This window comes from Cereibacter sediminicola, assembly GCF_007668225.1.
Classification (GTDB): Bacteria; Pseudomonadota; Alphaproteobacteria; order Rhodobacterales; family Rhodobacteraceae; genus Cereibacter_A; species Cereibacter_A azotoformans.
In genome coordinates this window covers 1-15,006 of sequence record NZ_VDEK01000021.1, presented here as the reverse complement: position 1 = coordinate 15,006, position 15,006 = coordinate 1, and the positions used below count along the sequence as shown (strand labels likewise).

At 68.9% G+C, this 15,006-nt stretch carries 15 protein-coding genes and 1 pseudogene; 5 read left to right on the top strand and 11 right to left on the bottom strand.

Going from position 1 to position 15,006, the window contains the following annotated elements; genetic code table 11:
- Positions 1 to 9: 9 nt before the first annotated feature.
- From FG154_RS13720 to FG154_RS13680, 9 genes are all read right to left on the bottom strand, one after another.
- The gene (locus FG154_RS13720; RefSeq protein ID WP_011910086.1) at positions 10 to 264 is read right to left on the bottom strand and encodes a GlsB/YeaQ/YmgE family stress response membrane protein; all 255 of its coding nucleotides are present in this window, start codon (positions 262 to 264) and stop codon (positions 10 to 12) included.
- 57 nt (positions 265 to 321) lie between these two features.
- Complete coding sequence (locus FG154_RS13715; RefSeq protein ID WP_145108957.1) at positions 322 to 1,503, bottom strand: AI-2E family transporter; 1,182 nt, start codon at positions 1,501 to 1,503, stop codon at positions 322 to 324.
- A 143-nt stretch (positions 1,504 to 1,646) separates the two neighbouring features.
- Positions 1,647 to 2,087, bottom strand: coding sequence for a type II 3-dehydroquinate dehydratase (gene aroQ / locus FG154_RS13710; RefSeq protein WP_145108954.1), 441 nt, complete (start codon positions 2,085 to 2,087; stop codon positions 1,647 to 1,649).
- Positions 2,088 to 2,200: 113 nt separating this feature from the next.
- Positions 2,201 to 4,336 carry a xanthine dehydrogenase family protein molybdopterin-binding subunit gene (locus FG154_RS13705; protein WP_145108951.1) on the bottom strand — a complete coding sequence of 712 codons (2,136 nt, stop codon included), beginning with the start codon at positions 4,334 to 4,336 and terminating at the stop codon, positions 2,201 to 2,203.
- Positions 4,337 to 4,339: 3 nt separating this feature from the next.
- Positions 4,340 to 4,798, bottom strand: a complete 459-nt coding sequence (locus FG154_RS13700; RefSeq protein ID WP_145108948.1) for a (2Fe-2S)-binding protein — start codon at positions 4,796 to 4,798, stop codon at positions 4,340 to 4,342.
- Between the two features lie 133 nt (positions 4,799 to 4,931).
- Positions 4,932 to 5,378, bottom strand: coding sequence for a ferritin-like domain-containing protein (locus tag FG154_RS13695; protein WP_145108945.1), 447 nt, complete (start codon positions 5,376 to 5,378; stop codon positions 4,932 to 4,934).
- A gap of 88 nt (positions 5,379 to 5,466) precedes the next feature.
- Positions 5,467 to 6,090 (bottom strand): helix-turn-helix transcriptional regulator, encoded by a 624-nt coding sequence (locus FG154_RS13690; RefSeq protein WP_145108942.1) that lies wholly within the window; start codon positions 6,088 to 6,090, stop codon positions 5,467 to 5,469.
- A gap of 180 nt (positions 6,091 to 6,270) precedes the next feature.
- Complete coding sequence (locus FG154_RS13685; protein WP_145108939.1) at positions 6,271 to 7,254, bottom strand: aldose epimerase family protein; 984 nt, start codon at positions 7,252 to 7,254, stop codon at positions 6,271 to 6,273.
- Between the two features lie 46 nt (positions 7,255 to 7,300).
- Entirely contained in the window at positions 7,301 to 8,263 is a 963-nt protein-coding gene (locus FG154_RS13680) for a zinc ABC transporter substrate-binding protein (RefSeq protein WP_145108936.1), read from the bottom strand.
- Positions 8,264 to 8,334: 71 nt separating this feature from the next.
- Between FG154_RS13680 and FG154_RS13675 the strand changes: the two genes are divergently transcribed.
- The 4 genes from FG154_RS13675 to FG154_RS13660 all read left to right on the top strand — a co-directional run bounded on the left by FG154_RS13675 (position 8,335) and on the right by FG154_RS13660 (position 13,081).
- The gene (locus FG154_RS13675; RefSeq protein WP_145108934.1) at positions 8,335 to 8,826 is read left to right on the top strand and encodes a transcriptional repressor; all 492 of its coding nucleotides are present in this window, start codon (positions 8,335 to 8,337) and stop codon (positions 8,824 to 8,826) included.
- Positions 8,823 to 9,566 (top strand): metal ABC transporter ATP-binding protein, encoded by a 744-nt coding sequence (locus FG154_RS13670; RefSeq protein ID WP_145108931.1) that lies wholly within the window; start codon positions 8,823 to 8,825, stop codon positions 9,564 to 9,566. Before FG154_RS13675 ends, FG154_RS13670 begins: the two co-directional genes overlap by 4 nt.
- Complete coding sequence (locus FG154_RS13665; RefSeq protein WP_011910097.1) at positions 9,559 to 10,341, top strand: iron chelate uptake ABC transporter family permease subunit; 783 nt, start codon at positions 9,559 to 9,561, stop codon at positions 10,339 to 10,341. The genes FG154_RS13670 and FG154_RS13665 overlap by 8 nt, the downstream gene beginning before the upstream one ends.
- A 244-nt stretch (positions 10,342 to 10,585) precedes the next feature.
- Entirely contained in the window at positions 10,586 to 13,081 is a 2,496-nt protein-coding gene (locus tag FG154_RS13660; RefSeq protein WP_145108928.1) for a GcvT family protein, read from the top strand.
- Between the two features lie 89 nt (positions 13,082 to 13,170).
- Here FG154_RS13660 and FG154_RS13655 read toward each other — a convergent pair whose 3' ends face one another.
- Positions 13,171 to 13,962, bottom strand: a complete 792-nt coding sequence (locus FG154_RS13655) for a glycoside hydrolase family 25 protein (protein ID WP_145108923.1) — start codon at positions 13,960 to 13,962, stop codon at positions 13,171 to 13,173.
- Positions 13,963 to 14,122: 160 nt separating this feature from the next.
- On the opposite strand from FG154_RS13655, the pseudogene FG154_RS13650 reads away from it, so the two are divergent.
- Positions 14,123 to 14,467, top strand: a pseudogene (locus FG154_RS13650) (transposase); the annotation flags it as partial.
- A gap of 226 nt (positions 14,468 to 14,693) precedes the next feature.
- Here the strand turns inward: FG154_RS13650 and FG154_RS13645 are convergent.
- A partial coding sequence (locus tag FG154_RS13645; RefSeq protein WP_145108920.1) for a transposase occupies positions 14,694 to 15,006 on the bottom strand: 313 nt, incomplete at its 5' end.

Genomic DNA, 15,006 nt, shown 5'->3' with positions numbered 1-15,006 from the left:
CCGAGGCCCTCAGCCGCGCTTGCGGGTGAGCGCGCCCCAGATCATCAGCACGAGGATCGCGCCCAGGATGGCGCCGATGAATCCCGCGCCTTCGCCCGGACCATACCAGCCCACGACCTGCCCGAGCCAGGTGGCGACGAAGGCGCCGGCAATGCCCAGGATCGTGGTCAGGATGAACCCCGATGGCTCATTGTCGCCCGGATGCAGGAACTTGGCGATGACGCCGGCGACAAAGCCGATGATGATGGTCCAGATGACGGTCAAGGGGGTTCCTCCGTTCAGGGTCTGCGGGGCGAACGGCCGGCGGGGCCGGCGGTTCCCTCATTCGGCCGGCTCGGCTTCCAGTTCGGGCAGCGGCTCGCGCGCCCCGAGGAAGTTGCCGAACGTGTGCAGCGCCTCGACATTGTCGCACACGACCTTGAGGCAGACGAGAAACGGCACCGCGACCAGCGCGCCCGGCACGCCCCAGAGCCAGCCCCAGAAGATCACGGTGACAAAGACCGAGACGGTGTTCAGCTCGAGCCTGCGCCCGAGCACGATCGGCGTCACCAGCTGTCCCTCGATGGCAGTGGCCGCAAGATAGAGCGCGGGAACGAGAAAGGCCTGCGACAGGTGATCGTAATGGACGATCGCCACCGCGGCCGAGAGCGCCACGCCCGAGATCGCCCCGATATAGGGCAGGAAGTTGAGCAGGAACGCCCCGATCGCCCAGATGATCGGGCTTGGCATTCCCGCTCCCCACATCGCGAGGCCGATTACGACGCCGAGGCCCGCGTTGATGATCGTGACCGACAGCAGGTAGCGCGAGACCCGCCGCTCGATGCCATAGACGATCCGCAGGGCGCGCTTCTTGTCACCGAAGCGGGGGAAGGCCTCGATGAGCTTGATGTAGAAGAGATCGCCCGACGCCAGGAGGAACAGCGCCAGCACGAGCGTCACGATGGTGGTGGTGAGCACGGCGGCGACGCTGCCCACGGCCGACGACAGGATGCCCGGCGATTGCACCGCCACCCGTTGCACCGTGGGATCCTCGGCATCGTTGGCCAGTTCCGAAACCTGCTCGGAGGCGTTCTGCACGGCCTCGAACGAGGCGAGCAGCGTCTGCGCCCGCTCGCGCAGCTGGTCGCCCAGCCGTGGCGCCTGGCTGATCCAGTCCGAGACCGGCCCGCTCAGGATGAAGGCGCCGATCCCGATCACCGCGGCCAGCGAGACGATCAGCGCCGTCGCCGTCACCGGAGGTGCGATGCCGATCCGCTGCAGCGAGCGTACGACCGGGCTGAAGGTCAGCGCCAGAAGCAGCCCGATCATCAGCGGCAGGATCACGTCGCGGGCGAAATAGAGCCCCATGATGACGAGAACGAGAAGGATGAACCCGAGAAGCCTGCGGATCGCGACGAGATGGTTGAGCTGCACCGTCTCGGGCCCGGGCGGGGCGGGCTGTGGCGGTGCATCCCGGGCCGCGACCACGCCTGTGACCGCCTCGCCCGTCGGCTCGTTCTGCATGGTTCCCCCCGAGGGCCTTCCGGCCGGCACGCCGCACGCGGACGGCAATCGGAGGCACAACTTCGCCGACAGGCCTGCTGTTCCACCTCGCCCGCCGCTCAGCGCGGCCTTGAAACAAGCCGCGCCCCGGCGCCCGCGGCCTGCTACTTCGAGCAGAGCGAGCAGATCCGGCGCACGGCCAGCTCGTAACCCTCGACCCCCAGTCCCGCCAGCACCCCATCGGCCCGAAGGCTGACGTAGGAATGATGCCGGAAGCCCTCGCGCTTGTGGATGTTCGAGATGTGGCATTCGATCACCGGCCCGTCGAAGGCGTTGAGCGCGTCGAGGATCGCGACGGAGGTGTGGGTGTAGGCGCCGGGATTGATGACGATGCCGCAGGCTGCGTGACGCGCCTCGTGGATCGTGTCGATGATGGCGCCCTCGTGGTTGGACTGGAAGAGCCGGACCTCGAACCCCTTTTCGGCCGCGACGGCGGCGCAGGCGCGCTCGACATCCGCAAGGGTGTCGTGGCCATAGATCTCGGGCTGGCGCTGGCCCAGCAGGTTCAGGTTGGGCCCGTTCAGAATGTAGATCGTCTTGTTCATCCCGCTTCCCTCGATGTCGCCGATGTCCGACTGATCGCAAAAGGGCGGCAGAACGTCCAGCCAGAGGCGTGGCTGCGGTGACGAAACCGATGGGGCGGGGCCGGCCGGTTGCCTCAGGCCGGCTGCTGCGCGAGGGGAAGCTGACGGACGGGCCGCCCGGTCAGGGCGCGCCAGGCGTTCGCCACGGCCGGCCCGAGAGGGGGCACGCCGGGTTCCCCCACGCCGGTCGGCGGTTCCGCCGATGGCAGGATCGCCACATGCACCTGCGGCATCTCCTCGATCCTGAGCAGACGGTAGCTGTCGAAGTTCGACTGCTGCACGCGCCCGGTCCCGTCGAGCGTGATCGCCCCGTAGAGCGCGGCCGAGAGGGCATAGCCGATCCCGCCCTCCATCTGCGCGCGGACGATGTCGGGATTGACCGCAAGGCCGCAGTCGATGGCGCACCAGACCTGCGTGACACTTGGAAGAGAGCCGCCGTTTTCCACCTCGACGATCTGGGCGACATGGCTGCCGAAGCTCTTGGCGAGCGCCACGCCATAGCCGCGCCCGTCGCGCGTGCGCCCCTTCCAGTCCGCCATGTCCGCCACCTTTTCCAGAACGGCGCGATGGCGGCTGGCCTCTGGCCCGAGCAGCTCGAGCCGGCCCTGCACCGGATCCTTGCCCGCCCGTTCGAGCACTTCATCGAGGAAGACCTCGACCGCAAAGGCGGTATGGGTGTGGCCCACCGACCGCCACCAGAGAACGGGCACCGGACTGTCCACGCGCGCCCACGCGATGTGCCGCGCGCCCAGCGAGTAGGGCAGGTCGTTCGAACCCTCGTAAGAGCTGGGGTCGAGCCCGTTCTGCATGAAGGCCTCGAGCGCGGTGCCGGCCATGATCGACTGGTTGGCGATCCGGTTCTCCCAGCCGACGATGCGGCCCTCGGCGTCCAGTCCCGCGCGCAGGCGGTGGAGCGTGGCGGGACGGTAATAGCCGCCGCGGATGTCATCCTCGCGGGTCCAGAGCAGCTTGAAGGCCCCATCGCGCCCCGCGGCCTGCGCCACATGCGCGACCTCGGCCGCAAAATGCCCGTCGCCCTGCGCCCGTCGCCCGAAGGAGCCGCCGGCAAAGAGCACGTTGATCCGCACGGCATCGGAGCCAAGACCCAGCGTCTGCGCCACGATCGGCCGGTCGATCGCGGGGAACTGGCATCCATACCAGAGTTGGGCGCGCCCCTCCTTCACCTCGATCACCGCGTCGAGCGGCTCCATCGGCGCATGGGCGAGATAGGGAAAGCGGTATTCGGCCTCGAGCAACTCGGCGGCCCCCTCGAGCGCGTCCGCCTCGCCCGATTGCTCGACCACGCGGGCGCTTTCGAGCGCCCCGGACATGTCCTCGAACATCTCGGTCGTGCTGCGGCGCTCGGCCCTGGCCTCCTCCCATTCGATCTGCAGCGCCTCGCGCCCCTTGAGGGCGGCGAAGGTGTTGCGCGCATAGACGGCGATCCCGGACGGGATCTGGCGGACCATCTCGACGCCCCGCACCTTCAACGCCGCGGCATCGTCCCACGAGGCCACCGTCGCACCGAACGCGGGCGGATGGGCGACCACCACCGTCAACATCCCCTCGCGGTAGAGGTCGAGCGTGAATTCCGCGGTGCCGTTCGACTTGGCGGCGGAGTCGAGCCGCGGGACATTCGTGCCGATCAGGACGAAGTCGGCCGGATCCTTGAGGGGCGGGTCCTGCGGCACCTCCATCCCCGCCGCGGCCGCGGCGAAGGCGCCAAAGCCCGCCTCGCGGCCGCTCGGGTGCGACAGGCGGCCCGCGCGCACTGTGATCTCGGAGGCGGGCACGCCCCAGTCCTCGGCCGCCGCGGCCACCAGCATGGCACGGGCCGCAGCGCCCGCCTTGCGCATCTGGATGTAGCTGTTGGCGATGGCGGTGGAACCGCCGGTCCCCTGAACGCCGAAGGCGAGGTTGCGGTAGAGGGCGTCATCGGCATGGGCGGCTTCGGCGCGGATCTGGCTCCAGTCCGCATCCATCTCTTCGGCGACCAGCGTCGCCAGGCCCGTGTAGGGGCCCTGGCCCATCTCGAGATGCTTGATGATGACCGTCACCGTGTCATCGGCACCCACGCGGATGAAGGCGTTCGGGGTGGCGGGCAGGTCGGGCGGGCCGCTCTGCGTCCGACCCGAGCGCACCGGCAGCACCAGAAGCAGCGTGAAGCCCGCGCCGGCGGACAGGAAATTGCGGCGAGATAGGATGGGCATGGCTCAACCCTCCAGCGTGCGGGAGGCCGCGTGGATCGCCTGCCGGATCCTGAGATAGGTCGCGCAGCGGCAGAGGTTCCCGCTCATGGCGCGATCGATGTCCGCGTCGCTGGGTCTCGGGGTCTCGCGCAGCAGGGCAGTGGCGGCCATCACCTGCCCCGACTGGCACCAGCCGCATTGGGGAACGTCGAGGGCGGCCCAGGCGGCCTGCACGACCTCGATCTCGCGGCCCTGCATGCCTTCGATCGTGGTGATTCGCGCGTCCGTAACCGATCCGACCGGCGTCACGCACGAGCGCGTGGGCATCCCGTCCAGCATGACCGTGCAGGCCCCGCACTGCGCCATTCCACAGCCGAACTTGGTTCCGGTCAGGCGCAACTCGTCACGCAGCACCCACAGAAGCGGCGTGTCGGGATCGACGTCGAGACTGAGATCACGACCGTTGACGGACAATGTGAGCATGGCTGCCTCCCCCGGTGGCCTCCGGGGGAACTAGCGGCCGCTGCCGCCGCGTCAAGCGGTCGCACCGGCTTGCCGCGGCCATTGTCGGCCCGCTGCCGCGGACCGTCTCCGCCCGGGGACTCGCGGCCGCGGCTCAGGCTTGCGCGGCCTTTGCCTCGTCGAGGAGGCGGACAAGTTCCTGCCGCATGTCGCTCAGCCTTGCGCGCGCATCGGGGGCCTGCGGCTGGGCCAGCGCCTCGTCAAAGGCGTCGAGGACATGCTGCTCGCCGCTCTCGACCTGCGCGAGAATGTCCTCGTCGATGTCGTCGAAGATCGACCTCAGCGAGACCACGGCGCGGTTCACCGTGGACATGAAGGTGCCTTCGTTGCCGGGGGTGCGCCCGGCCGCGGCAAGAAGGCCCGCCAGTTCGGTCGAGTGCCGGCGGTGCAGATCCTGAAACCGCATGGCCAGCGGGCGGAAATGCGGTTCGGCCTTTCCGACCATGGTGTCAAAGCCCGCCAGCACGTCAACGCTCCGGTCGTGCAGCGACTCGAGCGCATCCGCGGCGGCCGGGTCGGGGGTGTAGGACTGGTTACTCATCTTGGGTCTCCATTTGCCTGAGCCGGTCCAACGTCCGCCACCCGTGCCTGTTCCGTCGCACCGGCTGGGGACGCCACGGAAGAAGCGGTCAGAGAAGCCCGCGCTTCTGGGCGATGTTGGCGGCCTGAACGGCGGTGCGCGCGCCCAGGCGCTGGCAGGCGGCCTTGAAGCGGGCCTTGACCGCGCCTTCCGTGATGCCGAGCCGCCAGGCGATCTCCTTGTATCGGACCCCCTCGCTCAGCATCCGCAGCACCTCGGCCTGGCTTTGCGTGAGGGCATCGCGTTCGGGCGCATGGAGTTCCGCAAGGCTGGCCCTGAGCGCGCCGATCTCGGCGTTGGTCATCTCGCGGTCGTTGCGGGCGAAGATGCCGAAGGTGCGCTTGCGGCTGCGCGAGATGCGGGCGGGCAGGCCGATCACGCACCCGTAGCGCAACCCGTGAAGTCGGTAGGCCGCCATCACGCCCGCCTCGTCAGGCAGGGTGATCGAACTCCAGCGCGTGGCGCCGTTGGCTGTGGCGGCCCATCGGGTCAGCGGGTCCTTCAGCCCGTAGGCGTGGATCGTGTAGAAGCGTATCCAGGTCGAAGGAAACAGGTTCGACTCTTCCTCGGGTGCCAGAAAACCAACCCTCAGCGCCACATAGCTGCCCGCGGGCGCAAGGTCCCGGAACAGCGGCTCCTGATCGGTCAAGGCGGAGAAGGATCGTAGCGTCATCTTCTTTTCTGGCAGGAATGCCAAGGATGGCGCGAACAGACCGTGCCCGCGCGGCAATCACAAGTTGCGCAAAAGGCAATGCCGCGGTCTGTCGCCAGAGCTGTCGTGACGGGTGAGTCAGGTGCCGCGCCTCGCCGCGGCCCTGCGCGCTCCCCACGAGGAACGGTCTCTTGCGCGGCTTCAGGCCGAGAAGCTGAACCGGGTCTCCTGCCGGAAGAGCGCACCCGGCCGAAGGTCGATCGACGGGAAGGCCGGATGGTTCGGGGCATCGGGCCAGAGCTGCGGCTCAAGCGCGATCGCGTCGAAGGAACGGAGCGGGCGGCCGTGGTGCCCTGCATGGGCGCCGCTGTCGATGTCGCGCCCGGTATAGACCTGCAGCCCCGGCGCCGTCGTGGCAAGCGTCAGGCTGACGCCGGAGCGGCCGGTGAGGCGCGCACCCTCGGCAAGCGCGCGCGGCCCCGCCGCCAGACAGAAATTGTGGTCGATCTCTTCCGCGGGTCCGAGCGGTCGGCCTGCGCGCAGATCGAAGGCGCCCTCGGCGGCCCGGATCTCGCCCGTCGGCAGGCCGTCGGCGCTCGGCAGCCAGTGCTCGGCCGCGACCCGCAGGTGCTGGCCACCGATCCCGGGCTCGGGGTCAAGCGTCCAGTAGCTGTGATTGGCGAGGTTCATCAGCGTAGGGGCGTCGCTGACGGCCGTCAGCACCAGCCGGAGCGTGGCCGGCGGCGTCAGGGCGAACTCGGCCTCGATCCGCCGGTTGCCGGGAAAGCCGTCGATGCCGTCCGCCAGATCGAGGCGGAGACGCGCGCTCGACGGTCCGGCCTCGATCACCTGCCAGAGGCGGCCATGAAGGCCCTGCGGACCCGAATGGAGCAGGTTCGGCCCCTCGTTCGGCGCGAACCTTAGGTCGCGCCCGTCGATCCGGGCCGACGCCCCTCCGATTCGGTTGGCGACCGGCCCGACGATCGCGCCGAACCAGCGCAACGGACCGAGATAGGCGGCCAGCTCCGTGGCGCCCGCGGTCAGCGGCCAGTCGATCCCCGCAAGGCGCACATCCTGCAGGATGGCCCCCAGGTCGAGCAGTGCGACCCGCAGGTCGCCGGCCTGAAGCGTGATCCGTTGGACGGCCCGCCCGTCGGGGGCGGTGCCGAAGCGTGTGATGGTCATGCCCGCCTCCGATGCTGGCCAAGGCTGCGCCGGGGGTGGCACGAGGTCAAGGCGCGACGCAGGACAGGATCCCGTCGGCAAGGCCGCGGATCAGGTCGCCATAGAGCCGCGGGCCCGGTTCCATCGAGCTGCCCGAGGGGTCGAGCGGCGGACCGATCCGTGCGCCCGTGTCCTCGGCGATCTGTTGCACGAGCCTTGGATCGTGCTGCACCTCGGGAAAGATGCAGCGCGGCTCGTCCGAGATCGCCGCCCGCAGCTCGGACAGATGTGCGGCCCCCGGCGACGCGGCGTCGCCAGCCGAGATGCTGCCGGCAATGGTCAATCCGTAGTGGCTTGCGAAATAGCCGTAGGCGTCGTGGAAGACATAGAACGGCTGGCCGCGGGCCGCCTCGAGCCGCTGGGCCGTTTCCGTGTCCAGCGCGTCAACGTCGGCGCGCGCCGCCTCGGCATTCGCGGCATAGGTTGCGGCATTGGCCGGATCGAGATCGGCCAGCACGTCGGCAACATGGGCCAGCCACTGCCTGGCGTTGGCCGGATCGAGCCAGAGATGCGGGTCAAGGCCCTCGTGGCTGTGGCCCTCGTGCCCATGTTCGTCGTCATGCGCATGCTCCTCAGCGGAATGGTTGTGCTCTCCGGCATGGTCATGGTCATGGTCATGGTCATGGTCGGCCGTGTCCCCGAAATCCTGCCGATGCGTGCCTTCGAGCGTGGAAAGGCGGATTTCCTCTCCCGTGCGCCCCGCGAGCGCCCGGTCAAGCCAGCGCGTCATTTCCGGCCCGACCCAGACCACGAGATCCGCGTCGGCCAGCGCCTTCGCCTGACTCGGGCGCAGCTGGAACGAGTGGGCGTCGGCCCCCCGGTCGAGCAGGAGGGTCGGCTGCCCGAGATCGCCCATGACCTGCGCCACCAGCGAATGGACCGGCGGCAGGTCGGTAACCACGCGCGGCACCTCGGCAAGGGCAGGGGCCGCAATCAGGCTGGCGACGGCGGGTGGTATGGTATAACGCATGGGGCTGCCTTTCGTTCGGAACGGCACAGGTTTATGTGGTTATAACGTAACACGTCAATGGGGGACAGTGGATGGATGCCCGGACCCGAGGGGCGGCGGCCTTCCGGCCGCACGATCACAGCAGTTGCGCGGCCTCGATCCTCTCGCACGCCGAGAAGGTGGCGGCCGCGGCGGGCCTGCGTCTCACACCCGTCCGGCGGCGGACGCTCGAGATCCTGCTGGAGGAGCATCGGGCGCTCGGCGCCTACGAGGTGCTGGACCGGCTGGCGCAGGAAGGGTTCGGCAACAAGCCCCCCGTCGCTTACAGGGCGCTGGATTTCCTTGTCGAGCAGGGCTTTGCGCACCGGATCCGGCGGCTCAACGCCTTCACCGCCTGCATGCATCCCGGCGAGGCCCATGCGCCCGCCTTCCTGATCTGCAGCCGCTGCGGGGCGGTGGCCGAGGCCCCGGCCGAACCGGTGCGGGCGGCGCTCGACGCGGCCGCCGGGCAGCTGGGCTTCGTGATCGAACGGACGAACATCGAGGCGGTGGGCCTCTGCCCCGCCTGCCGGGAGGCCGCATGAGCCTCATTGCCGCCCATCACCTGGCCGTGCGCCGGGGCCGCGACGAGATCCTGTCGGACGTGAGCCTCGCGGTCGCGCCCGGCGAGATCGTGACCATCGTGGGCCCGAACGGGTCGGGCAAGAGCACGCTCCTGCGCGCGCTTCTGGGCATCCTGCCGCCCGCCGCCGGTTCCGTGAGCCGCAAGCCGGGCCTGCGGATCGGATATGTCCCCCAGCGGCTGCAGGTGGACGGAACCCTTCCGCTCACCGCGGCGCGGTTCCTGTCGCTTCCCCGCAGGCACGGGACGACCGAGGTCGAGGCCGCCCTGCGCCGCGTGGGCGTGCCCGAGGTGGCGGGCCGGCAACTCGCCGACCTCTCGGGCGGGCAGTTCCAGCGCGTGCTTCTCGCGCGGGCCCTCCTGACCGATCCCGAGCTTCTGATGCTCGACGAGCCGACGCAGGGCCTCGACCAGCCGGGCGAAGCCGCGTTCTACCGCCTGATCGAGGAGGTCCGCTCGACCACGGGCGCCGCCGTGCTGATGGTCAGCCATGACCTGCATGTGGTGATGGCGGCCTCGGACCGGGTGATCTGCCTCAACCGGCATGTCTGCTGCGAGGGCACGCCGCGCGTGGTCTCCAACGCACCGGAATACCGCGCGCTCTTCGGCCACGGGACGCAGGGGGCGCTGGCGCTCTACCGCCACGAGCACGATCACGACCATACCCACGATGATCATCACCACCATCACCACCATGCTTGACGATTTCCTCATCCGCGCGGCTCTCGCGGGCATCGGCGTGGCGGCCGCGGCGGGGCCGCTCGGGGCCTTCGTCGTCTGGCGCCGCATGGCCTATTTCGGCGATGCCACCTCGCACGCGGCGATCCTCGGCGTGGCGCTCGCGCTTGCGACGGAGCTGCCGGTGGGGCTGGGCACGCTGATCGTCGCGCTGGTGATGGCCGCGACCGTCGCCATGCTCAGCGGCCGTGGCTGGGCAATGGACACGATGCTGGGCGTGCTGGCCCATTCGGCGCTGGCCTTCGGCCTTCTGGCGGTCAGCTTCCTGCCGTCGGTGCGCACAGACCTGTCCGCCTGGCTCTTTGGCGACATCCTCGCGGTGTCGCTGCCGGATCTCGCCTTCATCTGGATGGGCGCGGCGCTGGTTCTGGCGCTGCTCATCTGGCGCTGGACCGCGCTTCTCACCTCCACCATCAACGAGGATCTGGCGGCCGCCTCGGGCATCGATCCCGGCCGCGAGAGGCTGATCCTGACGCTCGCCCTCGCCGTCACGGTGGCGGTCGCGCTGAAGGTGGTGGGGGCGCTGCTGATCTCGGCCATGCTCATCATCCCGGCGGCGGCGGCGCGCGGCCTTGCGCGCAACCCCGAGCCGATGGCCCTGCTGGCGGCGCTGATCGGGGCAGGGGCGAGCATCGCGGGCCTTGGCGCCTCGCTCACCTTCGACACGCCCGCCGGCCCCTCGATCGTTGCGGCCGCGGCCCTCGCCTTTCTCGTCTCGGCGCTCCTGCGCCGCACCTGATCCTTTCACTCTGTCCAAATATCCTGCGGGGGGCTTCGCCGCAGGCGAAGTCCGCCGACCCGCGCCCCGGCGCGGGGCGGCGGACGGGGGGCGCAAGGCCCCCCGGCGACGGCGGCCCACGGGCGTCCCGATCCCGTCATCCGGGGCGCATGTCGTTTTCGGACGCCAAATGTCGGGCCCACCTGTCCCGAACCGCGGCGATGAGTCATTGATGCGGCAAACCCTGCGGTGACGGAGTGCGCGGATGAAGACCCATGTGAAAGCCCTTGTCGTCGGCGGCGGTGCCGTCGGGACCGGCATCGCCTACCATCTCGCCAAGGCGGGCTGGGATACGATGCTGGTCGAGCGCGACGAGCTGACGGCGGGCTCCACATGGCACGCGGCGGGGCTCTTGCCGCTCTTCAACATGAGCTACGCCACCACCCACATCCACAAGTATTCGGTGGATTTCTACAAGGGGCTCGAAGCCGAGACGGGGCTCAACCCCGGCTTCTATGTCGTGGGCAACCTGCGCATGGCCCAGACCGACGCCCGGATGGACGAATACATGCTCTATTCGAGCGTGGCCGAGACCGCGGGCGTCTATCACGAGTTCCTGACGCCCGCGCAGATCAGGGACCGCTGGCCGCTGGTGCGGACCGAGGATCTGAAGGGCGCGCTGTTCCACCCGCAGGACGGCTACATCAACCCCGCCGACGTCACGCAGGCGATGGCCAAGGGCGCGCGGCAGCTGGGCTGCACCATCGAGCGCAAGATCCAGGTGAACGGCTATCGCTGGACGGGCAGCGAATGGATCGTCTCCTGCGTGCGGATGGTCGAGCAGGGCGGCAACCTCGTCCCGTCCGAAGAGACGTTCGAGATCCACGCCGAGCATGTGGTGACCGCCACCGGCAACCATGCGCAGCGCACCGCCCGGCTCCTCGGCATCAAGATCCCGGCGATCCCGGTCGAGCACCAGTATATCGTGACCGAGCCCGACCCCGCTCTGGTCGAATGGCGCAAGTCGAACCCCCAGCACCCCGTGCTGCGCGACGCCGACGCCAAATGGTATGTCCGCGAGGAACGCGGCGGCTGGATCCTCGGTCCCTACGAGCGCAACGCCCCCGCACGCTTCCTCTATGACGTGCCGCAAAGCTTCCGCGCCGACCTCTTCCCGCTGGATCTGGAGCGGATCGAGGAAGAATACATGTCGATGATCCACCGCATTCCGTCCTCGGAGACCGTGGGGCTGAAAGACGATTACAACGGCCCGATCTGCTACACGCCCGACGGCAACCCGCTGGTCGGCCCCGCGCCGGGTCTGCGCAACATGTGGCTGGCGGAAGGCTTCTCGTTTGGCATCACCGCGGCGGGCGGCACCGGCCATTACCTCGCGCAGATGATGACCGAGGGCGAGGCCGAGATCGACATGGCCTCGCTCGATCCCAAGCGCTACGGCTCGTGGATGACGACCGAATATGCAGCGCGGAAGAACGAGGAATGCTACGAGCATGTCTTCATCCTCCACCATCCCGACGAAGAGCGCGAAGCCTGCCGCCCGCTGCGCACCGCGCCGGTCTATGACCGCCAGAAGGCGCTCGGCGCGCAATTCGGGCAGGTGAATGGCTGGGAGCGGCCGAACTATTACGGCCCGCTCGATGCCGCGCCCGATTTCGACCACAACGCCCGCAGCTTCCGTCGCGGCGAGTGGTGGCAATATGCCCGCGCAGAGGCCGAGGTGCTGCGCGAGACCGCCGGCCTGATCGACGCGACCGCCTTCACCAAGCATCTGGTGCGCGGCCCCGGCGCCACGGCCTTCCTCGACTGGTTCACCTGCAACAAGCTGCCCGCCGTGGGCCGGATCAACCTGACCTATGCGCTGACGCCGACCGGCACGACCCGCACCGAATACACCATCGTGCGGCTGGCCGAGCATGAATACTACCTCGTCTCGGCGGGGGCCTGGACGGCCTACGACGCGGATTACCTGCGGAAATGCGCCGAGGAGAAGATCGCCGACTTCGGCTGGATCGACATCCATGACGTGACCACCCAGTGGGGCGTCTTCGCGCTGGCCGGCCCGAACGCCCGCGCGATCCTGAACAAGATCGTGAAGGATGCCGAGCCCGCGACGCGGCTCTTGAACAAGCGCTTCCCCTGGCTCAGCTGGCGCGACATCGAGCTTGGCATGTGCCCGGTGCGCGCGGTGCGCGTGGCCTATACCGGCGAGCTGGGCTGGGAGCTGCACCACCCGATCGAGATGTCGACCTATCTCTGGGATCTGCTGCTGAAGGCCGGCGAGGCGCACGGGCTGAAACTGGTCGGCGCCCGCGCGCAGAACTGGCTGCGGCAGGAGAAGAGCTACCGCGCCTTCGGCACGGAACTCGGCCGGGATGCGACGCCGCTCGAGGCGGGGCTTGACCGGTTCATCGATCTCTCGAAGGAGTTTCAGGGCAAGCAGGCGATGCTCGACACCGGCATCCGCTCGAAATGCGTGACGCTGCTGATCGACGGGCCGGCGGATGCCGATCCATGGGGCAAGGAGGCGCTGCTGTCGAACGGCGAGAAGGTGGGGCGCCTGACCTCGGGCGGCTGGTCGGTGGCCTTCGGCAAGCAGATTGGCATGGGCTATGTCCGCCCTGACCTGGCCCAGGTGGGCACGAAGCTGCAGGTGCGGATGTTCCGCGAGACCTATGAGGCCGTGGTTGCCGAGGATTCACCCTACGATCCGAAGAACGCCCGGATCCGGCAGGACGGCTGAACCCGAGGGCCGGGGGGCTGTCTGCCCCCCGCGCCGCCGGCCTTGGCCGGCGACGTCCCCCCGAGGATATTTCGGCAAGAGTGAAAGGCTCAGCGCAGGTTCAGCGCAAGCCAGGCAGCCCACTGGGCGGCGCTGCCGTTGAAGACATTGATGTCGGTGATCTTGTCGATGCCGGGCACGATGCCGGTCCCGGTATACTGCCAGAAGGTCCAGGGATGGCCGTTGTAGCGCTCGTGCGGGTGGGCGGCGACCGAGCGCAGCCAGAAGTCGTAGCCCGTCAGGCGCCACATCTCGTTGCGCTCGAAGAAATCCACGGTCGTGTAGATGATCGGGCGCTTGCCGTAATGCTGCCCGACCTGACGAAGGAAGGTCAGCGCCTCGGCACGAACGACGGCCGGCTCCGGCCGGAAGGTGCAGGTGGGCGAGTAGGGATTCCACTCCATGTCGAGCACCGGGGGCAGGGCGCGCGGTGAGTTCGGCACGTTGCGGATGAACCACTCGGCCTGTTCCGAGGCCGGGCGGCAGAAGTAGAAGAAATGGTACGCGCCGCGCGGCACGCCCGCGCGGCCAGCGCCGCGCCAGTTCTCGTGAAAGGCGGCGTCGAGTCGGTCGCCGCCCTCGGTGGCCTTGATGAAGGCGAAGGAGACGCCCGCCGAGGCGGCGGTGGGCCAGTCGATCGGGCCCTGAAAGCGCGAGACGTCGATGCCGTGCACCGGATAGGCCGAGGGCGCGCGCCCGGCCCACGGGTGAGGCTTGGCATCGCCAAAGCTTGGAGCAGCGATGGTGACGGTCTGGCCGGAAGGCAGCTCTGCGGTGACGGGGGGGCGGCCGCAAGAGAGCAGCAGTACCGCGAGGCCGAAGGCGAGAAGGCGTGGGTTCATGAGGCTCCGGGAGGTGCGAGATCGGACGGCGGCGACTTTGGCCGAATTGCCGGCCCCTGTCACCCCCAGGCGGGAAGTCGCGCGGTCGTGTCGCTAGGCTCCGGAGTCATTGATTTTGAGCGGTTCGCATGAATTCAGGCCTCGCAAGGAGACCTGACCGATGAGCAACCTCTACTGGCTGTCCGAGGCGCAAATGGAGCGGCTGCGGCCGTTCTTTCCCAAGAGCCATGGCAAGCCCCGCGTCGACGACCGGGGCGTCCTGAGCGGCATAATCTTCATCAACCGCAATGGATTGCGGTGGTGCGACGCACCCAGGGAGTACGGTCCGGCGAAAACCCTCTGCAATCGCTGGAAGCGTTGGAACGAGAACGGAGTCTTCGCCCGGATCATGATGGGCCTGGCGGCCGGGAGAGCCGAGCACAGGACGATCATGATTGACGTGACCTATCTGAAGGCGCATCGCACGGCTTCCAGCCTGCGGGTGAAAACGTATGGCCCGCCCCGGTTGCAAGCGGCGAGTGGGTGACAGCGTGATCAGTCTGCACAAACGTATCCGGCATGTCGGCTCGGTGGCCGCTGCCAAGATGGAGATCCGCGCGTCCCGCTCCTCATAAAGGGGCCGGCCTCGAGGGGCCATTTTTCGCCGGAGGTTTTCAGGACACCGATCGACTGTCAGGCCATCCACTCGCAGCTTGTCGCGCCCGGCCGGGGTTTGGGCGGGCGCGTGTTCGTCACCCCGCGGCCATGGGCACGGGCGCGCAAGTCCGGCCGTGGCGCAGCAGCGCCCAGACGGTGCGGGCCATCTTCGCGGCCAAGACGACGACGGCAACATTCTGGTGGGCCCGCCTCAGGAGCGCCCGCAGGCACGCACCGACCGCGCTGTCGCCCCTCGCGAGCGTCGGCATCGCCGACCGGGCGCCCTGGATCAGCATCTTTCGCAGATATCGGCTGCCACGCTTGGTGATGCCGAGCAGCCGTGGCTTGCCGCCGGTGGTGGCTTGGCGCGGCACCAGGCCCAGCCATGCGGCGAGGTCGCGGCCCTTG